At 71.7% G+C, this 21996-nt stretch carries 16 protein-coding genes and 2 pseudogenes; 10 read left to right on the top strand and 8 right to left on the bottom strand.

Features of this window, described 5'->3' with window-relative positions:
* Positions 1-66 precede the first annotated feature (66 nt).
* The 7 genes from tkt (at position 67) to ACWENQ_RS33695 (ending at position 9651) form a co-directional block, all read left to right on the top strand.
* Positions 67-2160 (top strand): transketolase, encoded by a 2094-nt coding sequence (gene tkt, locus ACWENQ_RS33725; protein ID WP_449925693.1) that lies wholly within the window; start codon positions 67-69, stop codon positions 2158-2160.
* Between the two features lie 3 nt (positions 2161-2163).
* The gene (gene tal / locus ACWENQ_RS33720; RefSeq protein ID WP_452417842.1) at positions 2164-3255 is read left to right on the top strand and encodes a transaldolase; all 1092 of its coding nucleotides are present in this window, start codon (positions 2164-2166) and stop codon (positions 3253-3255) included.
* Between the two features lie 2 nt (positions 3256-3257).
* Positions 3258-4859: a glucose-6-phosphate isomerase gene (locus ACWENQ_RS33715; RefSeq protein WP_354907116.1), complete on the top strand. Its 1602-nt coding sequence runs from the start codon at positions 3258-3260 to the stop codon at positions 4857-4859.
* A gap of 1 nt (position 4860) precedes the next feature.
* The gene (gene zwf, locus ACWENQ_RS33710) at positions 4861-6462 is read left to right on the top strand and encodes a glucose-6-phosphate dehydrogenase (RefSeq protein ID WP_354907117.1); all 1602 of its coding nucleotides are present in this window, start codon (positions 4861-4863) and stop codon (positions 6460-6462) included.
* A gap of 43 nt (positions 6463-6505) precedes the next feature.
* Positions 6506-7417, top strand: coding sequence for a glucose-6-phosphate dehydrogenase assembly protein OpcA (locus ACWENQ_RS33705; RefSeq protein WP_449925700.1), 912 nt, complete (start codon positions 6506-6508; stop codon positions 7415-7417).
* A 133-nt stretch (positions 7418-7550) separates the two neighbouring features.
* Complete coding sequence (pgl, locus tag ACWENQ_RS33700) at positions 7551-8327, top strand: 6-phosphogluconolactonase (protein WP_354907119.1); 777 nt, start codon at positions 7551-7553, stop codon at positions 8325-8327.
* 124 nt (positions 8328-8451) lie between these two features.
* Positions 8452-9651: a S8 family peptidase gene (locus tag ACWENQ_RS33695; RefSeq protein ID WP_452417840.1), complete on the top strand. Its 1200-nt coding sequence runs from the start codon at positions 8452-8454 to the stop codon at positions 9649-9651.
* Positions 9652-9710: 59 nt separating this feature from the next.
* Here the strand turns inward: ACWENQ_RS33695 and add are convergent, their stop codons facing one another.
* From add to ACWENQ_RS33660, 7 genes are all read right to left on the bottom strand, one after another.
* On the bottom strand, positions 9711-10721 hold the full coding sequence (gene add, locus ACWENQ_RS33690; protein WP_449925705.1) for an adenosine deaminase: 1011 nt from the start codon (positions 10719-10721) through the stop codon (positions 9711-9713).
* A 73-nt stretch (positions 10722-10794) separates the two neighbouring features.
* Positions 10795-11358 carry a TetR/AcrR family transcriptional regulator gene (locus tag ACWENQ_RS33685; protein WP_452417944.1) on the bottom strand — a complete coding sequence of 188 codons (564 nt, stop codon included), beginning with the start codon at positions 11356-11358 and terminating at the stop codon, positions 10795-10797.
* Between the two features lie 18 nt (positions 11359-11376).
* A complete protein-coding gene (locus ACWENQ_RS33680) occupies positions 11377-12213 on the bottom strand; it encodes an oxidoreductase (protein WP_449925707.1) in 837 nt (278 codons plus the stop codon).
* 101 nt (positions 12214-12314) lie between these two features.
* On the bottom strand, positions 12315-14093 hold the full coding sequence (locus ACWENQ_RS33675; protein WP_452417838.1) for an ABC transporter ATP-binding protein: 1779 nt from the start codon (positions 14091-14093) through the stop codon (positions 12315-12317).
* A gap of 274 nt (positions 14094-14367) precedes the next feature.
* Positions 14368-17079, bottom strand: a complete 2712-nt coding sequence (gene lanL, locus ACWENQ_RS33670) for a class IV lanthionine synthetase LanL (RefSeq protein WP_452417837.1) — start codon at positions 17077-17079, stop codon at positions 14368-14370.
* A 435-nt stretch (positions 17080-17514) separates the two neighbouring features.
* Positions 17515-17985 (bottom strand): GNAT family N-acetyltransferase, encoded by a 471-nt coding sequence (locus ACWENQ_RS33665; protein ID WP_452417835.1) that lies wholly within the window; start codon positions 17983-17985, stop codon positions 17515-17517.
* A gap of 107 nt (positions 17986-18092) precedes the next feature.
* Complete coding sequence (locus tag ACWENQ_RS33660; protein ID WP_354907127.1) at positions 18093-18809, bottom strand: hypothetical protein; 717 nt, start codon at positions 18807-18809, stop codon at positions 18093-18095.
* 70 nt (positions 18810-18879) lie between these two features.
* Between ACWENQ_RS33660 and ACWENQ_RS33655 the strand changes: the two are divergent.
* Together ACWENQ_RS33655 and ACWENQ_RS33650 are read left to right on the top strand one after the other, a co-directional pair.
* Positions 18880-19027 (top strand): annotated as a pseudogene (locus ACWENQ_RS33655) (Clp protease N-terminal domain-containing protein); the annotation flags it as partial.
* 83 nt (positions 19028-19110) lie between these two features.
* Positions 19111-19305, top strand: a pseudogene (locus ACWENQ_RS33650) (Clp protease N-terminal domain-containing protein); the annotation flags it as partial.
* A 167-nt stretch (positions 19306-19472) separates the two neighbouring features.
* Here ACWENQ_RS33650 and ACWENQ_RS33645 read toward each other — a convergent pair.
* On the bottom strand, positions 19473-20489 hold the full coding sequence (locus ACWENQ_RS33645; protein ID WP_449925715.1) for an N-acetyltransferase family protein: 1017 nt from the start codon (positions 20487-20489) through the stop codon (positions 19473-19475).
* 106 nt (positions 20490-20595) lie between these two features.
* On the opposite strand from ACWENQ_RS33645, the gene ACWENQ_RS33640 reads away from it, so the two are divergent.
* Positions 20596-21990 carry an NAD(P)/FAD-dependent oxidoreductase gene (locus ACWENQ_RS33640; RefSeq protein ID WP_452417834.1) on the top strand — a complete coding sequence of 465 codons (1395 nt, stop codon included), beginning with the start codon at positions 20596-20598 and terminating at the stop codon, positions 21988-21990.
* Positions 21991-21996: the final 6 nt, after the last annotated feature.

The following is a 21996-nucleotide window of genomic DNA, read 5'->3' as shown; positions in this document are numbered from 1 at the left end:
AGGGTCGGTGTGGGCGGAAAAAGCCACCAGCACCGCCATGACAACGAGATTCCGGAGATCGAGCAGTTGAGCACCTTTGAATGGACCGACCTCGACAAGAAGGCGGTCGACGTCGTCCGAGCTTTGGCCATGGACGCGGTCGAGAAGGCGGGCTCCGGGCACCCGGGCACCGCGATGAGCCTTGCGCCGGCGGCGTACCTGCTCTTCCAGCGGACGATGCGCCACGACCCGACGGACGCGACCTGGGTGGGCCGTGACCGTTTCGTCCTGTCGTGCGGCCACTCCAGCCTGACGCTCTACATCCAGCTCTTCCTGTCGGGCTACGGCCTGACCCTCGAGGACATCGAGCGGCTGCGCAGCTGGGGCAGCCGCACGCCCGGTCACCCCGAGCACGGCCACACCGTCGGCGTGGAGACCACCACCGGCCCGCTCGGCCAGGGCGTCGGCAACGCGGTCGGCATGGCGATGGCCGCCCGCCGCGAGCGCGGCCTGTTCGACCCGGACGCCGCGCCCGGCACCAGCCCCTTCGACCACCACATCTGGTGCTTCGCCTCCGAGGGCGACATCGAGGAGGGCATCAGCCACGAGGTCAGCGCCTTGGCCGCGCACCAGAAGCTGGGCAACCTGACGGTGCTGTTCGACTCCAACCACATCTCCATCGAGGACGACACCCAGATCGCCCTGTCGGAGGACGTGGTCAGGCGCTACGAGGCCTACGGCTGGCACGTCCAGACCGTCGACTGGACCCAGACCGGCGAGTACGTCGAGGACGTCAAGGCGCTGCACGAGGCGCTCGAGGCGACCCGCGCCGAGACCGAGCGGCCGTCGTTCATCAGGCTGCGCACGATCATCGGCTGGCCGGCGCCCAACAAGCAGAACACCGGCAAGATCCACGGGGCCGCCCTCGGCGAGGCGGAGGTGGCCGCCACCAAGACGATCCTCGGGATGGATCCCTCCAGGACCTTCGACGTGCCCGCCGAGGTGCTGGAGCACGCCCGCCAGGTGGCCGAGCGCGGCCGCGCCACCCACGCCGAGTGGGAGAAGTCCTACGTCGACTGGCGCCAGGCCAACCCGGAGCGGGCCGCCGAGTTCGACCGCATCTCCGAGCGGGAGCTGCCCAACGGCTGGGCCCAGGCGCTGCCGACCTTCGAGACCGGCGCGTCGATCTCGACCCGCAAGGCCTCGGGCGAGGTGCTCGGCGCGCTGGCCAGAGTGCTGCCCGAGCTGTGGGGCGGCTCGGCCGACCTGGCCGAGTCGAACAACACCACGATGAAGGGCGAGCCGTCCTTCATCCCGGAGGAGTACCAGACCAAGGAGTTCCCCGGTAACCCCTACGGCCGCACGCTCCACTTCGGCATCCGCGAGCACGGCATGGGCGCCATCCTCAACGGCATCGCCCTGCACGGCGGCACCCGCCCCTACGGCGGCACGTTCCTGGTGTTCTCCGACTACATGCGGCCCGCCGTACGGCTGGCGGCGCTGATGAAGCTGCCGGTCATCTACGTCTGGACGCACGACTCCATCGGCCTGGGCGAGGACGGCCCCACGCACCAGCCGGTCGAGCACCTGTGGTCGCTGCGTGCCATCCCCGGCCTCGACATCGTCCGGCCCGCCGACGCCAACGAGACCGCGGCGGCCTGGAAGACGGTGCTCAAGCACACCGACCGCCCGGCCGGGCTGGCCCTGACGCGGCAGAACCTGCCGGTGTTCGAGGGCACCAGCGCCGAGGGCGTGGCCAGGGGCGGCTACGTGCTGCGGGAGGCCTCCACCCGGCAGCCGCAGGCGGTGCTGATCGCCACCGGCAGCGAGGTCGAGATCGCCGTCGCGGCGCGCGACTTGCTGGAGTCCGAGGGAATTCCGACGCGGGTTGTCTCGATGCCGTGTGTCGAATGGTTCAACGGGCAGGATTCCGCTTACCGGGAGCGGGTGCTGCCGCCGACGGTCAAGGCCCGCGTCGCCGTCGAAGCGGGAATCGCGCTGGGCTGGCGGGAGTTCGTTGGAGAGGCAGGCGAAGTGGTCAGCCTTGAGCACTTCGGCGCGTCGGCGCCGTACCGGACGCTGTACCAGCAGTTCGGACTCACCGCCGAGCGGGTCGCGGCCGCGGCCAAGGCCAGCCTCGCCAAGCTGGGGTACGACAAGGGCGAGACGACGGGAAACTAGGAAATGTCGGAAATCCTGAAGAAGCTCACGAGCCAGGGCGTCTCCATCTGGCTCGATGACATCAGCCGCGAGCGCCTGCGCAGCGGCAACCTGGAGCAGCTGATCCGCGAGAAGAGCGTCGTGGGTGTGACCTCCAACCCGACGATCTTCGCCAACGCGCTCAGCAAGGGCGACGCCTACGACGCCCAGCTGCACGACCTCGCCGTGCGCGGGGTCGACGTCGGCGAGGCCGTACGCGCCATCACCACCTACGACATCCGCTGGGCCGCCGACGTGCTGCGCCCGATCTACGACGCCACGGGCGGCGTGGACGGCCGGGTGTCGCTCGAGGTCGACCCGCGCCTGGCGCGGGAGACGGACAAGACGGTCGCCGAGGCTCGCTTCCTGTGGTGGGCGGTCGACCGGCCCAACCTGCTCATCAAGATCCCCGCGACGGTCGAGGGCCTGCCCGCGATCACGCAGGCGATCTCCGAGGGCATCAGCGTCAACGTCACGCTGATCTTCTCCCTCGAGCGCTACCGCGCGGTCATGGACGCCTGGCTGGCCGGCCTCGAGGCCGCGCAGGCCAAGGGCCTGGACCTGGCGGGCATCGAGTCGGTGGCCTCCTTCTTCGTCAGCCGCGTCGACACCGAGATCGACAAGCGGCTCGACAAGCTGGGCAGGCCGGAGCTCAAGGGCAAGGCGGGCGTGGCCAACGCGCGCCTGGCCTACGCCGCCTTCGAGGAGGTCACGAGCTCCGAGCGCTGGCAGCGGCTGCGCGCCGCGGGCGCCCGCCCGCAGCGCCCGCTGTGGGCCTCCACCGGCGTCAAGGACCCCAACTACGCCGACACGATGTACGTCGACGAGCTGGTGGCCCCCGGCACGGTCAACACCATGCCGGAGAAGACGCTCGACGCCGTCGCCGACCACGGCCGCATCACGGGTGACACCATCCGTCCCTTCTACGAGCAGGCCTGGAACACCATGGCCGCGCTCAAGGACGCGGGCATCGACTACGACGACGTCGTGAAGGTGCTGGAGGACGAAGGCGTCGACAAGTTCGAGGCCTCCTGGAACGACCTGCTCGACAGCGTCAAGAAGAAGCTGGCCGGCTGACGATGGAGGTGACCTACCGCGAGGAGGGGGTGGCCGAGGCCGCCGCCTCCGTCGCGGAGCGGCTGGCCGGCGTGCCCGCCCGCCTCGCGGCGGGCGACGCCGCTCTGTGGGGGCCGGCGGCCGAGGCCGAGGCGGCCGCGCGCCTCGGCTGGCTCACCCTGCCGCGCACCTCGCGCGAGCTGCTCCCCGAGCTCGGCAAGCTCGTGGAGCGGGCTCGCGCGGAGGAGCTCGACCACGTGGTGCTGGCCGGCATGGGCGGCTCCTCGCTGGCCCCCGAAGTCATCTGCAACACCGCCGACGTGGCGCTGACCGTCCTCGACACCACCGACCCCCAGCAGGTACGGCGGGCGCTCGACGACCGGCTCGACCGCACGATCGTGGTGGTGGCCAGCAAGAGCGGCTCGACCGTCGAGACCGACAGCCACCGCAGGATCTACGAGGAGGCCTTCCGGGCGGCGGGCATCGACCCGGCCGGGCGGATCGTGGTCGTCACCGACCCCGGCTCGCCCCTTGAGCAGGCCGCGATCGAGGCGGGCTACCCGGTCTTCCTGGGCGATCCCGACGTCGGCGGCCGCTACTCGGCGCTGTCGGCCTTCGGCCTGGTGCCGAGCGCGCTGGCGGGAGCCGACGTCGAGTACCTGCTCGACGAGGCCGAGGACGTGCTGCCCCTGCTGGGGCGGGTGGAGGGCAATCCCGGCCTCGCGCTGGGCGCCGCGCTCGGCGGCGCCGCCCTGGCCGGGCAGGACAAGCTGATCCTCGAGGACCAGCTCAGCGAGATCAACGGCCTGCCCGACTGGATCGAGCAGCTGGTGGCCGAGTCCACCGGCAAGCACGGCAAGGGCATCCTGCCGGTCGTCGCCGAGCCGACGGGCGCGCGCGACGAGCTGGTCGTCACGATCGCCTCCGACGACGGCGACATCAGGGTCGACGGTTCGCTCGGCGCGCAGTTCCTGGTGTGGGAGTACGCCACGGCCGTGGCCGGGCTGCTGCTGGAGGTCAACCCCTTCGACCAGCCCGACGTGGCCGAGGCGAAGGACAACACCGCGCGCGTCCTGGCCGAGGGGCCGGCCCTCGCCGCCCCGGCGCTGGTCGACGGGCCCGTCGAGGTGTACGGCGAGACCCACGCCAAGGACCTGTCGGGGGTGTTCACCGAGCTGCTGCACGCCGTCCCCGCCGACGGCTACCTGGCCGTCATGGCCTACCTCGACCGGCTGGCCGCCTTCGACGCGCCGGTGCCCGAGAACGCCGACTTCGAGCAGATGACCGAGGCGTGGATGGCGGCCGACGCCCACACGCTGCGGGCGCAGCTGGCCGTACGGACCGAGCGGCCCGTGACGTTCGGCTGGGGCCCCCGCTTCCTGCACTCGACGGGGCAGTACCACAAGGGCGGCCCGCCGAACGGGGTGTTCCTGCAGATCACCGGCGCCGTGACGGCCGACGTCCAGGTCCCCGGCAAGCCGTACACGCTGGGTGAGCTGCAGCTCGCCCAGGCATTGGGCGACCAGCGGGCCCTCGCCGGGCGAGGACGGCCCGCCATACGACTGCATTTGACCGACCGCGTAGCGGGAATCGCCCACCTGCTCGCGGCCGCACAGGAGGTCTGAGATGACTGATCCGGCAGCGCCCGTGGAGGAGGCCGCCACCGCGGCGGCCGCCGCCGCGAGCACGGCCACCACCCTCGAGGCGGCCGCCGCCAACCCGCTGCGTGACCTGCGGGACAAGCGGCTGCCCAGGGTCGCGGGCCCATGCGTGCTGGTACTTTTCGGCGTGACCGGAGACCTGGCCAAGCGCAAGCTGCTGCCGGCGATTTACGACCTGGGCAACAGGGGGCTGCTGCCACCCGGTTTCTCCCTCGTCGGTTTCGCCCGCCGCGACTGGGCAAACCAGGATTTCGCGCAGCTCACCCATGACGCGGTGAAGGAGCACGCGCGCACGCCGTTCCGTGAGGAGGTCTGGAAGCAGCTGGCCGAGGGCATCCACTTCGTGCCCGGCGAGTTCTCCGACGACGGCGCCTTCGACGCGCTGGCGATGGCGTTGAAGGAGATCGACCAGACCAGGGGCACCGGGGGCAACTACGCGTTCTACCTGTCGGTGCCGCCGAAGTTCTTCCCCACCGTGGTGAAGCAGCTCAAGCGCACGGGCCTGGCCGAGGCGCCCGAGGGCTCGTGGCGGCGCGTGGTGATCGAGAAGCCGTTCGGGCACGACCTGCGCAGCGCCCACGAGCTGAACGAGATCACCACCGAGGCCTTCCCGGAGAGCTCGATCTTCAGGATCGACCACTACCTGGGCAAGGAGACGGTCCAGAACATCATGGCGCTGAGGTTCGCCAACAACCTCTACGAGCCGATCTGGAACCGCGGCTACGTCGACCACGTGCAGATCACCATGGCCGAGGACATCGGCCTGGCCGGCCGCGCCGGCTACTACGACGGCATCGGCGCGGCCCGCGACGTGATCCAGAACCACCTGCTCCAGCTGCTGGCGCTGGTGGCGATGGAGGACCCGACCTCCTTCGAGGCCAACTCCCTGCGCAGGGAGAAGGAGAAGGTCCTCAAGGCGGTACGGCTGCCCGCCGACCTGGCCCACTACACCGCGCGCGGCCAGTACGCGGCCGGCTGGCAGGGCGGCGAGAAGGTGGTCGGATACCTCGAGGAGGACGGCATCTCGCCGACCTCGACGACCGAGACCTACGCGGCCATCAAGCTGGAGATCGCCAACAGGCGCTGGGCGGGCGTGCCGTTCTACCTGCGCACGGGCAAGCGGCTGGGCCGCCGCGTCACCGAGGTGGCGGTCGTCTTCCAGAAGGCGCCGCACCTGCCCTTCAGCAAGGACGACACCGAGATCCTCGGCCACAACGCCCTGGTCATCAGGGTGCAGCCGGACGAGGGCATCACCGTGCGGTTCGGCTCGAAGGTGCCGGGCACCGCGATGGAGGTGCGCGACGTGTCCATGGACTTCGCCTACGGCGAGTCGTTCCTGGAGTCGTCGCCCGAGGCGTACGAGCGGTTGCTGCTGGACGTGATGATCGGCGACCCGCCGCTCTTCCCGCACCAGCGCGAGGTGGAGCTGTCGTGGATGATCCTCGACCCGATCGAGGAGCACTGGGCCACCCAGGGCCAGCCCGAGCCGTATCCGTCCGGCACCTGGGGCCCGCCGTCGGCGGACGAGATGATGGCCCGTGACGGCCGGGTGTGGAGGCGACTGTGAACGAGCGTAGGCGGGATGCCATGAGACCGGCGAAGGAGGGCTCATGACGTCGTTCATGCTGACGGACACCACGGCCGGGAAGATCTCAGGACAGCTCACCCGGCTGCGTCACCAGATGGGCGTGCCGGCGATCGGCATGGTGCTGACGCTGGTGGTGATCTGCGACGAGCGCGACCAGTACGACAGCGTACGGGCCGCCACCGAGGCCGCCCGCGAGCACCCCTCGCGGATCCTGGTGGTGATCAACCGGGAGCGCGACGAGTCCAACAGGCTCGACGCGGAGCTGCGCGTCGGTGAGTCGGCGCCCGGAGAGGTCGTGGTGCTGCGCCTGTACGGCGAGCTGACCGAGCACGCCGACTCGGTGGTCAGCCCGCTGCTGCTGCCCGACACCCCGGTGGTGGCCTGGTGGCCGGGTGAGGCGCCCGACGTGCCCGCCGAGGACTCGATCGGGACGCTGGCCCAGCGCCGGATCACCGACGCCAAGGCGGCCCGCGAGGGCATCAGGGCGCTGGCCGGCCGGGCCAAGGGCTACGCGCCGGGCGACACCGACCTGGCGTGGGCGCGGCTGACGCCGTGGCGCAGCCTGCTGGCCGCCGCCTTCGACCAGCCGGTGGGCAGGGTGAAGAAGGGCTTCGTCGACGGGGCCGCCGGCAACACCAGCGCGCCGCTGCTGGCGGCGTGGCTGGCCGACCGGCTCGGCGCGCCGGTGAAGACGGCCGACTCGGCGGGTCCCGGCCTGACCTCGGTACGGCTGTCGCTCGACGGCGGGGAGGTCGCCGTCACCCGCAGCGACGCCCGCCTGGCCACGCTCTCGCGTCCGGGGCAGCCGGACCGGCACGTGGCGCTGGCCCGGCGGAGCACGGCCGAGCTGCTGGCCGAGGAGCTGCGCAGGCTCGACCCCGACGAGATCTACGAGGCGGCGCTGAAGCGGCTGGCCCGCACGCACAAGGGCTGAGGCCAGCGTCCGAGGGCCCCGGGTTCGACGGAACCCGGGGCCCTCGGCGTCGGCGTCCCTTCGGGGATCTCCCCGGCTGGCCCGCCGGGAGCCGGTCGGCGGCCGGAGGCCCGCGCCTCGATAGGGTGTGATCGTGAGCGTTCCCAACGTAGTCGTGCACCGCAACGCCGACGTGCTGGCCAAGGCCGTCGCCGCGCGGATCATCACCCGCCTGGTCGACGTGCAGTCGGCGCGGGGTTCCGCGTCGCTGGTCCTGACCGGCGGCACGGTCGGCATCGCCACCCTGGCCGCGATCGCAGAGACGCCCGCGCGTGACGCGGTCGACTGGCGCAGGCTGGACATCTGGTGGGGTGACGAGCGTTTCCTGCCCACCGGTGACGACGAGCGCAACGAGACCGGTGCCCGCAAGGCGCTGCTCGACCAGGTCGACGTCGACCCCGAGCGGGTCCATGTCATGCGGGGGCCCGACTCCGGCATGTCGCCGGAGGAGTCGGCCGCGGCCTACGCCGAGGAGCTGCGCCAGGCGGCCCGCCCCGAGGATCACGGTCCCGTCCCGTCGTTCGACGTCATGCTGCTCGGCATGGGGCCCGACTCCCACGTCGCCTCGCTGTTCCCCGGCAACCCGGCCGTGTACGACACCCGCTCGGTGGTGGCCGTGCACGGCTCGCCGAAGCCGCCGCCGGTGCGGATCTCGCTCACCTTCCCGTCGATCCGGTCCGCGCGCGAGGTGTGGGTGGTGGCGGCCGGCGAGGAGAAGGCGGGTGCCGTACGGCTGGCGCTGGCCGAGGACTCGGGCCCGGTGCAGGTGCCCGCGGCGGGTGCCAGAGGGCGGCAGCGCACGCTCTTCCTGCTCGACAGGGCGGCCGCGGCGAAGATCCCGCCGGAGCTGGGCAGGATCGCTTCACCCTGACGCGGGCGGTCATCCCGGAGATCCACCGGTCCATAAGCGGATTTGACACCAAATCTTAGGCCTTGTCAGCCCGGGGTGTGTTTTTTACCTTCTTGGTCATCGACCTACGAAGGGACAACCCCCCATGGCCTTACGCCGCTGGGCCGCGGTCATCGCCGCGGCCGTCGCCGTAGTCGCGAGCTCCACTCCCGCCCTCGCCGACCCCGAGCCGTCCGGCAAGCTGATCATCCCCACCGCCGAGCCGCAGGATCTCGTCCCCGGCAGCTACATCGTGGTGCTGAAGAACCGGCCCGAGGTGTCGCGGGCCGCCACCGACCTGACCGCCAGGCACGGCGGCACGACGTTCAGGGAGTACCGGCACGCGCTGCGCGGCTTCGCCGTCCACGCCAGCGAACGGCAGGCCAGGCGGCTGGCCGGCGACCCGTCGGTCGAGTACGTGCAGCAGGTGGTGGTGCACCGCGCCTCCGACACCCAGCCGAACCCGCCCTCGTGGGGCCTTGACCGCATCGACCAGCGCAACCTGCCGCTGAACAGCTCCTACACCTACGGGCCCACCGGTGCGGGCGTGCACGCCTACATCGTCGACACCGGCATCAGGCCCTCCCACAGCGACTTCGGCGGGCGCGCCTCCATCGGGTTCGACGCGATCGGCGACGGCCAGAACGGCAACGACTGCCACGGCCACGGCACGCACGTCGCCGGGACCACCGGCGGCACGGCCCACGGCGTGGCCAAGGGCGTGACGCTGGTGGGTGTCAGGGTGCTCAACTGCGAAGGGTCGGGCACCACCGACCAGGTCGTGGCGGGCATCGACTGGGTGACCGCGAATGCGGTCAAGCCGGCCGTCGCCAACATGAGCCTCGGCGGCAGCGCCGACGCCGCGCTCGACACCGCCGTCAAGAACTCCATCGCCTCGGGCGTCTCCTACGCGATCGCGGCGGGCAACGGCTTCCTCGGGCTGTTCGCGCTGGACGCCTGCACCCAGTCGCCGGCCCGCGTCCCCGAGGCGATCACCGTCTCGATCACCAACAACTCCGACGCCAAGCCGTCGTGGGGCAACCGCGGCCCCTGTGTCGACCTGTTCGCCCCCGGCTACAACATCACCTCGACCTGGAAGGACTCCGACACCTCGACGAACACCATCAGCGGCACGTCGATGTCCACCCCGCACGTGACCGGCGCCGCGGCCCTCTACCTGCAGGGCCACTCCGGTGCGACGCCGCAGCAGGTGCGCGACGCGATCGTGAACAACGCCACGACCGGCGTCGTCAAGAGCCCCGGCAGCGGCTCGCCCAACCGCCTGCTGTACATCCCGGGTCTGTAGCCTGCCCTGCATCTCCTGCCCCGCGGACGCTCTCCCCCGGTCCGCGGGGCGCCCCGGGCTCAGGCCAGGGCGTCGATCTCGGCCAGCAGCCCCCGCTTGCGGTCCTCGGCCAGGTACGAGGCCTGGACGGCGTTGCGCGCCAGTTGCGCCAGCTCGGCCTGCCCCATCCCGAACACGTGCGCGGCGACGCGGTACTCGGCGGCCAGCGTCGTGGCGAACATCGGCGGGTCGTCGCTGTTGAGCGTGACGAACAGCCCCTCCTCCAGCATGCGGGGCAGCGGGTGGTCCTCGATCCGCCCGACCTGCCCCGTGCAGACGTTGGAGGTCGGGCAGACGTCCAGCGGCAGCTGCGTCTCCCGCAGGTAGGCCACCAGGCGGGGGTCCTGGAGGGAGTTGATGCCGTGCCCGATCCGCTCGGCGCCGTAGCCCTCGATGACCTCCCACACCGTCTCGGGACCCGTCATCTCCCCGCCGTGCGGGACGCTGTGCAGCCCGGCCGCGCGGGCGGCGCTGAAGGCGTCACGGTAGGCGTCGCGGTAGGCGAGCCGATCCTGTTCGATGCCACCGATGCCGAAACCTACCAACGCGGCGGGAGGTTCCTTCAGCGCGTGGTCCACGGTGACGCGGGCGGCCTCCTCGCCGAACTCGCCGGGGATGTCGAAGATGTAGGCCATCTCGACGCCGTGCTCGTCGAGCGAGCGGCGGGCGGCCACGTCGAGCGCCTCGGTGACGGCGCGCATCGGCAGGCCGCGCATCCAGTGCGCGTAGGGCGTCACCTGCAGTTCGACGTAGCGGCAGTTCTGCGGGGCGAGGTCGCGGGCCAGCCCGACCACCAGGGAGGCGACGTCCTCGGGCTCGCGCACCAGCTCGTTGACCGCCTGGTAGACCTGGGCGAAGTGCGGGAAGTCGCGGAAGGTGTAGAAGGCCCGCAGCTCCTCCTCGCTGCTGGGCACGCCGCTGCCGGGATGGCGGCGGGACAGTTCGAGCACGGTCGGCACCGAGGCGGAGCCGACCAGGTGCACGTGCAGTTCGACCTTGGGCAGCCGGTCGATGAACTCGTCGATCGTCATGGCGACGACCCTAGGCGGGCGTCATGGCCGCCAGAAAGGCTTTGGCCGCGAATCTGACAACAACTGGTGAGATTCAGCCCGCCCAGGCATGGGTGAGCGGCAGGAGGACGCCATCGACGGCCTGCGCGGCGAAGGCGTCGTCCAGCGGCGGCCCGATGAAGATCAGGCGGTGCCAGACGAGCGCCTCCACGACCTCGAACAGCCGTCCGGCATCGACGGCGGACGGCAGCTCGCCCCGCGCCACCGCCCGTTCCACGAGCAGCGTGGCGCCCGCCAGGTCGCGCACGGGCATGCGTTCGCGCAGGGTCCTGGCCAGCTCCTGGTGGGAGACGAGGGTCGAGGACAGGCCCATGATGAGCCCGTGCTTGCGTTCGGCCGCCGCCGCCAGCCCCCTGACCACCTCGACGAGATCGCCGCGCAGCGACCCGGTGTCGGGGACGGCAGGCACCTCCATGTCGAAGCGACGGCAGATGACCTCGACGACGAGCTCGGGCTTGCCCGCCCAGCGCCGGTAGATCGTCGCCTTGCTGGCCTTGGCCCGCCGGGCGATCTGGTCGACGGACATCCGGTCGTAGCCCATCTCCGACAGCAGGTCGAAGGTGGCGTCGAGGATGGCCTTCTCCCTGCCGGGATCCATTGGTGCCACGCGGTGTCCTTACGTGTCGGCGAACTCACCGAATCGTACGCCGGTGAGCTCGGCCGAGACGTCCCACAACCGCGCGGCCAGCGCCTCGTCCCTCGCGTCCTTGCTGGGGGTCAGCGGCTGGGACCTGGGCCCGAGGTACTCCCCTCCCCTGATGAGCGGCGAGGTGGCGGCGTACAGGGAGGGCGCCGCGCCGTCCTCGGCACTGCGCAGGAACAGCTTCAGCAGCGGCTGGAAGGGGCCCACGGAGAAGAAGTTCGTGGCCGTGGCGCCCGGATGGGTGGCCACCGCGAGCAGGGCCGAGCCGGCCCGTCGGGCCCTGCGCTGCAGTTCGAAGGTGAACAGCAGGTTGGCCAGCTTGGAGCGGCCGTAGGAACTCGTCTTGCCGTAGCCGCGTTCGAGGGCGAGATCGTCGAAGTCGAGCCTGCCGACCTTGTGGGCGTCGCTGGCGACGGTGACCACGCGCGGGGCGGGAGCGGCCAGCAGGCGCGGCAGCAGCAGGCCGGTGAGCGCGAAGTGGCCCAGGTGGTTGGTGCCGAACTGCAGCTCGAAGCCGTCCTTGGTGAGCGCGCGCGGGATCATGCCGACGCCCGCGTTGTTGATCAGCAGGTCGACGCGGTCGACGCCCGCGGCGAACTCCCGTACCGAGGACAGGTCGGCCAGATCCAGCCGGCGGAAGACCACGTCGGCGCCCGGCACGTCGCGCAGGATGCCCGCCACGGCGGCGCCGCCGCGTTCCGGGTCGCGGGCGGCGACGGTCACCCGCGCACCGCGCCTGGCCAGTTCACGCGCCGTGGGCAGGCCGATCCCGCTGTTGGCGCCCGTGACGATCGCTGCGAGCTCGGGCATGGAGCCTCCTGTACGAAACCGTTTCGTACACCAATCTAGCGCCCCGGACCTGGGTCGCGGAACAGCGGTACCGCCCTCCTCGCCGAGAGCGACGGCAGGAGCTAGACGGCGCCGGTCTGGGCGCGGACCATCCGCGCGTACCACCCGTGCCGGTCGCCGAGCAGGTCGAGGCGAGCCCCGTGCTCCGCCACGCGGCCCCCGTCCAGGGCCACGACGGTGTCGAAGGACTCGAACACGCCGAACCGGTGAGTGATCATCACCGTGGTCCGTCCCGCCCGTTCGGCCAGGATCGCCTCGACGACCTCCAGCTCGGTCAGCGGGTCGAGCGCGGAGGTCGCCTCGTCGAGCACGAGCACGGACGCGTCGGCCAGGAGCGCGCGGGCCAGGGCGACGCGCTGCCGCTCGCCACCCGACAACAGCGCCCCCCGCTCTCCCACGAGCGAGTCGTAGCCGTCAGGGAGCGCCATGATCCGCTCGTGGATCCGGGTGATCCGGCAGGCGCGCACGAGATCGTCCAGCGACGCGTCGGAGGCGGCGTACCTGAGGTTGTCGGCGACCGACCCCTGGAAGAGGAAAGGCTCCTGCGTGGCGATGCAGACCCGCCCGGGAGACGGCTGCCCGACCTCCGCCCCGTCGATCCGTACCGATCCCTCGGTGGGCGCGTGCAGCCCGGCGAGCAGGTGGCCGAGCGTCGTCTTGCCCGAGCCGCTCGGGCCGACGACCAGCGTGGTGGACCCGGCCGGGATGGCGAGGCTCACGCCGGACAACGCCGGACGGTCCTGCCGCCCCGCGCCCGCGTACCTGAACGTGGCCCCGCGGACGGTGAGCGCGCCGGGCCCGGGGGCGGGACCCGGCCGCGGACCAGGCTCGGGCTCGGGCTCGGGCTCCAGGTCGAGGTAGTCGAAGACCCTCTCGAAGGCTCCCTGGGCGGAGCGGAACTCGGTGGAGACGTGCAGGAGCTGCCACAGAGGCTGGTAGAGCCTCGCCTGCAGCACGGTGAAGGCGACCAGCGTGCCAGGGGTGATCCCGTCGGTCAGGCCCGCCGCCACGAACACCAGGTAGGGGGTCAGCACGAAGAAGACGTGTCCCGCGCTCAGCACCCCCTGGGCCACCAGCCCGGAGCGTACCCCCAGCCGGGCCAGCCGCTCGCTCTCGGCGCCGAACCTGGTGGCCTCCTCCGCGCCCCTGCCGTGGACCCGGGCCAGGATGACGCCGCCCAGGCACAGACGCTCCGCCACGATGGACGACAGTTCCGCGCGAGAGCGCTGGCTGACCTCCGACAGGTTCTTGAGCGCTCGCCCCGACCGGGAGGCCACCCAGACGACGATCGGCGCGAGGATCAGGGCGGCGCCCGCGAGCAGGGGTGACAGCATCACCATCGCACCGGCCGCCACCACGAATCCGATGACGCCGGAAAGCGTGCTGGGCAGGGTGTCCTTGACGGCGTGCTCGATCTGCGCGGTGTCGTTGGCCAGCCGCGACTGGATCTCACCGCCGCGCGTCGCGGCGAAGAAGGCCAGTGGCATGCGCTGGAGGCGGCCGAACAACTCCACGCGCAGCGCATGCACCACCCGCTGCGCGACGCGCGCCGACACCCACGTCTGCCCGAGGTCCACCACACCGACCGCGCAGGCGGTGGCCGCCGCCAGCCCGGCGATCAGGGCGAGCAGCGGCAGGTCGGGGCCGCCGGCGCCGAACAGCGCCCGATCGAAGACCAGCTGGGTCAGCAGCGGGACGGCGGCGTTCAGCGCGGAGTAGGCCGCGACGAGCAGGACGACGAAGCAGATGGCGAGCCGGTGCGGCATGAACAGCCGCGCGACCCCGCGCCAGGTCCCGGGCGCGGGAGGCTCCTCCGAAGCGGAGAGGGGGCGATCGTGCACGGGCCGGGCCTGTCCTTGTCTGGCGATCGGACGTCCGTCCTGGTGGTCGAACGCCTGTCCTGGGATCGAAAAGAGCCCCGCCCGCCCGGGAACGGGCGGGCGGGTTTCGCTATCAGTTGTCGGTGCAGCCGAAGTGCTTGATGCAGTGGGTCAGCCGGAGCGCCTCGTTGGCACCGGGCTCAAGCTCCTGGAGCGCCTGCAGGTCCTGAACGTCGAAGGACATGGTCGTTCACCTCCTTGTGAATGCCGGGGCCGCCTGTGCCGCGGCCGCCTGTCATCGCCGTCCCCATGTGGGTACGGCGAGCCTGGGGTTCCCCTCCGGCATCCACAACCGGGCGGACCGGTCGCGCAGCCGGAGAAGGAAGGCGACGATCCCCGCCGTGCCGGCGAGGAAAGTCGGGGGGAAGTCTCCATGAGGGCCGGGGACCAGCAGGCGACCGCGATGTTCGGTCGCGCGGGTCTCCAGGCAGCCGGCCAGGTCCCGCGCCCACCGCCGGTAGCGGTCGTCGCCGGTGAACTCGGCCATGTCGAGCAGGAACTCACCGTCGCCCGGCAGCCCGTGACACGGCACCGGTCCCGACTGCCATCGGGTACGGTGCACGGCCGCCGCCGCCTTGCGCGCCAGGTCCAGCGCGGTCGGGTCGCCGGTGACGCGCCAGTACCTCACGAGGAAGGAGCCGATCCCGGAGGAGCCGCTGCACCAGTGCGGCCGGCGTGGGCGCACCGTCCCCAGGTCGCCGCGCAGGGTCGGCCACCAGGCGGTGTCCCCGTCCTCCTCGGCGTGTTCGTGGAGGGCGCGGGCGATCTCGTGGACGGTCGCCGTCCAGTCCGGCCGGTCGAGGGTCTGGCCGGCGTGGAGCAACGCGGTCCCGATCCCGGCGATGCCGTGCGCGAAACCGAAGTGGTTGGCCCCTGCCAGGCCGGAGTCGAACGTCTCCGGCGTCGGCCACTGCGGGTGGCCGTCGCGGTACGAGCGCGCCTCGTGCAGGTTCTGGAAGATACCGGCGGCGCGGTCTCGCAGCGCGAGGTCACCCGAGCCCAGCGCGATGTGCAGGACCGCCATGCCGCATCCGGCCAGCCCGTGCGTCACGTCGGAGCTGGGATGGTCCGTGGGCAGCAGCCGCGCCGCCCGCACCGCGAACCGTTCCAGGTCGGCGTCGCCCATGGCCGTCGCCGCGTCGTACAGCGCCCACACCGCGCCGGAGCGCCCGAAGTGAAGGCCGGGCCGCCAGACATCCTCCGCCACCAGCCGCTCCCGCAGCCAGCGGGCGAGTTCGGCGACCGCCCTCGCCTGCGGCGCGGCCCGCGTCAGGACGCCGAGGATCCCCGGCGCGCCACCGTTCACCGAGCACGGATCGACCTCCATGCCGTCGGCGACGTTGGGCCACGGCGACGGGGCGCCTTCGCCCGTGTCCGCCGTCTCCACCAGGTGGGCGATCCCGTCATCGATCAGCCGGTCGATCCGCTCCGGTGGCCGGTTCCCGCGGCCGGCGTCAGCACGCTCCGGTGACCTGACCTCGAGGTGGGAGGCGGCGGGCTCCGGTGTGAGCGCGGCGAGGAACCGCTCGCACCTGCCCAGCGACCAGCGCCGCTCCGGTTCCTCCGCCAGCAGGCCTTCCACGAGCGGCCGCAGCAGCGCGAGCGTGGGGTTGGCCGCGGCCACCCCGGCCACGCCGGCCACCGCGGCGACCCGGCCGGGGCCCGCCGGGTCCAGGTGGGCGCCGACCGCCAGGAAGTACACCATCGCGCCAAGGCTGTAGAGATCGGCGACCGCCTCCGGCGCGGTCAGGAACTCCCCTGTGTGGCCCGCCAGCTCCGGGGCCAGGTAACCCGGGGTCCCGCCCACCATGACGGTGGTGCCCGGCACGGCCGTGTGCTCCAGGTCGATGAGCCGTAGGTCGCCGCCGGGCGAGACCATCACGTTGTTCGGCGAAAGGTCGCCGAACACGTAGCCTCGGCCGTGCAGCGCCTTCAGCACCGCGATCAGGCGGCTGACGAGGGGCAGGACCTCCGCCGCCCCGTTGCCGAACCCGTCCTCGCCCAGCGGCCCGGCGTTCCCGTCCGACCAGCGCTGCAGCGTGACACCCTGGACGAACTCCTCGACGAGGAAGGCGTGGCCGCCCTGCTCGAAGAAGTCCACCACGGCCGGCGCGATCCCGGCCGGCGCGAGAGCCTCCAGGCAGGAACGTTCCATCGCGATCCGATCCCGCGCGTCCCTGCCGCTCAGATCGGCGCACGCGTGCGGACGCCCCTCCTTGACGACCACGTCGTGACCGGTCTTGGTGTCCTCGGCGAGGTAGACGCCGCCACGGTTCGCGTGCCGTACGGCTTCGCGGACGACGAACCGGTCGTTCAGCATGACCGCGGCCGCCCCGGGACGCCGGCTCGCCGCCGGAACCTCGAACGGGCAGGTCGCGAACGGCGGCGGGGAGAAGCGCGGCCGCCGCTCGTCGGGAACGAGCCGGCCCTCCGGCGAACGCAGCCGGATCTCGTAGAACCCGTCGTTGCCGAGCACGCGATGCCCGCTGAAGGCGCCGTAGCGGTAGTGCACGATCCCGCCTTGCCGGTACGGACGGTCGGAAAGGATCAACGGCCCGGGAAGCCCACGGGTGGCCTCGTCGAGCAGGGCCGCCAGGCGCACCGACTCGGCGTCGTCCAGCGGATAGACGGTGACGAACTTCCCGGCCTGCGCGCGGCCGCAGTGCGGTTCGAGGAACTTCCAGTAGTCGCCCAGCCGGGAGGGGAACTTGAAGGCGCAACCGGCCTCGGCGAGCACCCGCGAGACGCGGGAGAGCACCACCGGCGCGGAGAGCATCGTCGCGGAGACGTGCAGCTTCCATCCCTGGTCGGGCATCGCGTACGCGTCCGGCGTGACCTTGCACCAGAGGTCGTCCTCGGCGATCGACCAGTCCTGCGCGCCCGCTCGCCCGAGTTCGGCGCTCACGATGTCGCGCAGGACAGCCGGGTCTCCCGAACGCCCACCCACGTGATCCCCCTTCCAGCCGTCGCCGCTCTTCCCTGCGGAACCGACAGTGGTGGAGGGCTCTTGCAAATGAATGGGAAATCAATTGAATGCGAGGTTAACGCCGGTTTCCCACCCAGAAATGGCCACCATCCTCTTTATCGGCCATGTTTCACCGTGTTTTTGTCCCACCCGTTGAATGGCCAGGACATCGGAACCACCTCACCTCCGGGCTCACCCTCGACGGACACGCGCCTGACGTGCACAGGCGCGTCTCGCAGGGATGTCATGGCGAGCCAAGCGGAAGGCACGAGGGTCAGGCGACGCCGTGGAATTATCGAAATCTGTCGCGCAAGGGGATTGTGTCGACACGGAAGACAGCCTGGAACAACGCGACGCCGACACAAATCCCCGTTAATCCCGATGCCCGGCATGGAAGGTGAGACCAGCGCCCGAACGTCAACGCCGAATGACGGCCGCGCCGGCCGACAGGCGGAGTTCCAGGATGTCCTCCTCGCCGAAGGTCTGCCCGGTGGGGACGAATCCGGCGGAGAGGTAGAGGGCCTTGGCCGCGACGTTGTCGGCGCGTACGCCCAGCCGCAGGACAGGGGCGCCGAGCTCGTCCCGCACATGTGTGATGATCTGCTCGAGAGCGGCTCGGCCCAGACCCTTGCCCTGGTGAGCCTGGTCGATCATCAACCGGTACAGCCACATCTGACCGTCGTCGGGATCGGGACCGTACATCGCGAAGCCCACGGGGCGCTCGTCGTGCACCACCGCCCGGGTCATGAAGCCCGGCAAGAAGCGACTCTCCGCGATCGAGTACAGGTTCGACGCGATGAGGTCACGCTGGTCGTCGGCCACCGTCAGGTCGGCCACCTCCTCCCAGGTCTCCGGGCACAGGTCGTCGAGGCGCACATGAATCGGCATGAGACATCCCTAGCCGATCTTCATGCGGGCCGTCATGCGAATATTCGCGCGACCATCTGGGAGCCATCCGCGCGACGGTTCCGCTCAGCGTCGCCGGCCGCTGTTCCTCAATCCCGCAGTCGCGCCCGCGCGTGAGCCTCCTCCCGCCGGGCCACCTCGGCCCGCTGGTCGGCCTCGGCGAGCTTCCGGCGGGCCTTGGCCAGCTTCTTCTCCAGCGTCGCCACCTTGGCGGCCCGCTCGTCCCTCTCCCGTACGGCCTGCGCCAGCGTCTCGCGCCACTCCTCGTAGACCGCGGTCGCCTCGGCCAGCTGCCTGGCCTTGCGCTCCTCCGCCGCCCGCTGCTCCTCCTGCGAGGGTTTGCGCGCGGGAGGCGCCTTGGGCGCGGGCGCGGGGGCGAAGCCGCTGTAGCTGAGCGGCTTGGCCAGACGGCCGCGCCGTACCTGCTCGGCAGCCTCGGCGTTCACCGTCGCGGCGTCGAGCGTCTGCTCCACCTCGGGCCCCGCCGAGGGGACCAGCCGCAGCAGCCGCTGGGAGAGCCTGGCGCGCCGGTCGGTGAGCTCGCTCAACGCCGCCCTGTCCTGCGCCGCCCACGCGGCGCGCAGGTCCTCGCCCAGCTCCAGCAGTTCGGCCAGCTCGTCAGGATGGGCGCGGGCGAGCTGGTTGACCGCCCACGCGGCGACCGTGGGCTTGCGCAGCGCGGCCACCTGGCGGGCGAGCTGCGGCTGTCCCGCCTGTTTGGCCGCGCGGGCCTCCGCCTCACGCGCGGCCATGAACTCGGCCACGGGCAGCGCGTAGAGCCGGTCGGCGATCTCGTCAAGATCCACACTTGACACCTACCCCGCAGGGCGGGAGTTGTAGCGCATAGTGGAAGCAGCCCACTCGAACGGAGGCCCCGTGTTCGAGCGCTTCACCGACCATGCCCGCCGCGTGGTCGTCCTGGCCCAGGAAGAGGCGAGGACGCTCAACCACGACTACATCGGCACCGAGCATCTGCTCCTGGGCCTGCTCCGCGAGGACGACGGCCTCGCGGCGATGGTGCTGCGCGACTGCGGCGCCGACCTTCACGAGCTGCGGGCGGCGATCGAGGAGGTCGTCGAGCCGGGCCCCGCGCCGCCGGCCGGCCACATCCCCTTCACCCCGCGCGCCAAGAAGGTGCTCGAGCTGTCGCTGCGCGAGGCGCTGCAGCTCGGGCACCACCACATCGGCACCGAGCACATCCTGCTCGGGCTGATCCACGAGGGTGAGGGCGTGGCCGCCCAGGTGCTCGTCGGCCGGGGGCTCGACCTGAACAGGCTCAGGCACCGGGTGGTGCGGCGGCTCCGCCCGGGATCGCCGAGGGAACGGCTGCAGCTCGACCTCCGGCTCCGCCAGATCCAGGAGAGCCTCGAGCGGATCGAACGCCGCCTGGACGCCCTGGGCGCCGCTGCCGACCCGAAGGCCGCCGGCGATACCAGAGACACCCCCGGCGGCCAGGAGGCGCAGGACGCCTAGACCAGGGCGCCCACGGCGAGCCGGGCCTCGACGACGCCGGGGTCCTCGGTGTAGCCGAGCGTGGCGCCCAGCGAGACCATCAGCCGCCGCATGCGCGTGTTGTCCGACAGCAGGGTGGCCCGGACCTCGGCGTAACCGAGGTCCCGCGCCCCCTCCACCAGCATCCTGGCCAGTGCCGCGCCCAGACCGCGCCCCTGCCAGCGGTCCTCGACCAGCACGGCCATCTCGGCGATGCCCGGATCCGGGGTGAACATCAGGTTGGCCAGCGCCACGACCTGGCCGTCGTGACCCGCCACCAGGGAGTGCCCCCTGCCGCGGTCGCACAGCCGGTCGAACACCCGGGGAGGCAGCGCGGGCATGGAGGTGAAGTAGCGGAACCTGCGGCTCTCGGGCGAGCACCTGTCGTGGAGGTCCTTGACGGCCTCGCGGTAGATGGCGGTCAGCGGCCTGACCACGACCTCGGTGCCGTCGGACAGCCTGATCTCGCGCTCGCCGCCTGCCGGGTCGGCGGGCGGCTGGGCCAGCCGTACGAAGGAGGCGGCGCGGGCGGCCTCGGTGAGCGTGAACGGCAGCCGGCTCCTGCGCACCTTGATGGCCCGCTTGGCGGCCACGGGGACGACCAGGAGGGTCGGGTCGGGAAGATCGCGCACGGCGTCACCATAGACCCAGCGGGCGTCGTCCGCGCGCAGGAGCTCGACCAGCAGGTCGGGCAGCCGCCACGGCGCCGCGCGCAGTCGCGAGGCCAGCAGCAGCGCCCTGGTGGGCTCGTCGGTCAGCTCGTGCGCGTTGGCGGCGACGACCTGGACGCGGCGGCCGCCCGCCGACTCCAGCGCCGCCTTGACCACGTCGGGACTGGCGGGAATGTCCGCGACGAACTCGTCGACCGTGCCGTCGGTGTCGGGTTGGACGCTCAGCCCGAGGATGTTGCCACCCCGCTCGGCGAGCGCGGCGGCCAGCGAGGCCAGCCTTCCGGGCCGCTCGTCAACGGTGGTACGGATGCGCAGAAATCCCATGCCGCCAGGATGCGTCCCGTTTGTTACAACCAACGGCTGAAAGTGTTTCATCGCGAATTCCGTGGCGAGATGCATGGAGATATGCGGATATAGCAGGATGTGCCCCATGAGCACGCGTGTTCCTTCGTTCAGCGACGGCTTCGTCAACGGAGACGTCTCCTACTGGCATCGTTCCCTCGGTGAGCCGCCCATCGGACCCGCCCTCGACGGCGACCGCAAAGCGGACGTGGCGATCGTGGGCGCCGGCTACACCGGGCTCTGGACGGCGTACTACCTCAAGCGGGCCAGACCCTCGCTCGAGGTCGTGGTGCTGGAGAAGGAGTTCGCCGGATTCGGCGCCTCCGGGCGCAACGGCGGCTGGCTGACCGGCGACCTGGCCGGCAGCCACGAGCGCTACGCCAAGACGCACGGCGCGGAGGCCACCAGGCGGCTGCAGCGCGAGATGTACTCCTCCATCGACGAGGTGATCGCCGTCTGCGACAAGGAGGGCATCGACGCCGACATCGTCAAGGGCGGCGTGCTCAACGTGGCCAGGGGCAGCGCGCAGGCGGCCAGGCTGCGCGCCTCGGTCGCCGCGGGCGCCGCATGGGGCGTCGAGGCGACCCTGCTGAGCGCCGAGGAGCGCGAGGCCAGGTTGCGCGTGGCGGGCGCGGTCCAGGCCTCGTGGAGCCCGCACTGTGCCAGGATCCATCCGGGCAAGCTGGTGCGGGGGCTGGCGAGGGCGGTGAGGGAGGCGGGGGTCGAGATCTTCGAACGCACACCGGTCGAGGAGATCGCGCCGCACCGGGCCGTCACGCCGTACGGCACGGTCCGCGCCGACTACGTGATCAGGGCCACCGAGGGCTTCACCGCCACCATCAAGGGGCTGCGGCGGCAGTGGCTGCCCATGAACAGCTCCATGATCGTCACCGAGCCGCTTCCCGACGCCTTCTGGGACCAGGTCGGCTGGGAGGGCGCCGAACTGCTCGGCGACCTGGCCCACTACTACATGTACGCCCAGCGCACCGCCGACGGCCGCATCGCCTTCGGCGGCCGGGGCAGGCCCTACCTGTACGGCTCGCGCGTCGACGCCAGGGGGCACACCCACGAGTGGACCGTCGAGGCGCTGTGGGCGCTGCTGGTCGACTTCTTCCCCGCCGCCGCCTCCGCCAGGATCGCCCACGCCTGGTCGGGCGTCCTGGGCGTGCCGCGCGACTGGTGCTCGACCGTCCACGTGGACCACGCCACGGGCCTCGGCTGGGCCGGCGGCTACACCGGGCACGGCGTCACCACGACCAACCTGGCCGGCCGTACCCTCAGGGACCTGATCCTGGACGAGCCCGGCGAGCTCACGGCCCTGCCGTGGGTGGGCCGTGAGGTGCGCGCGTGGGAGCCCGAGCCGCTGCGCTGGCTCGGCGTCCACTCCATGTACCGCCTGTACCGCGCGGCCGACGCCCGCGAGCGCTCCACGTCCCGCACGTCCGCTCTGGCGCGCTTCGCCGATCTCATCACCGGTCACTAAGGAGTC

The sequence above is a fragment of the Nonomuraea sp. NPDC004354 genome, assembly GCF_053602555.1.
The sequence above is the reverse complement of the archived record's forward strand: the minus strand, read 5'-3'. Positions and strand labels throughout refer to the sequence as shown.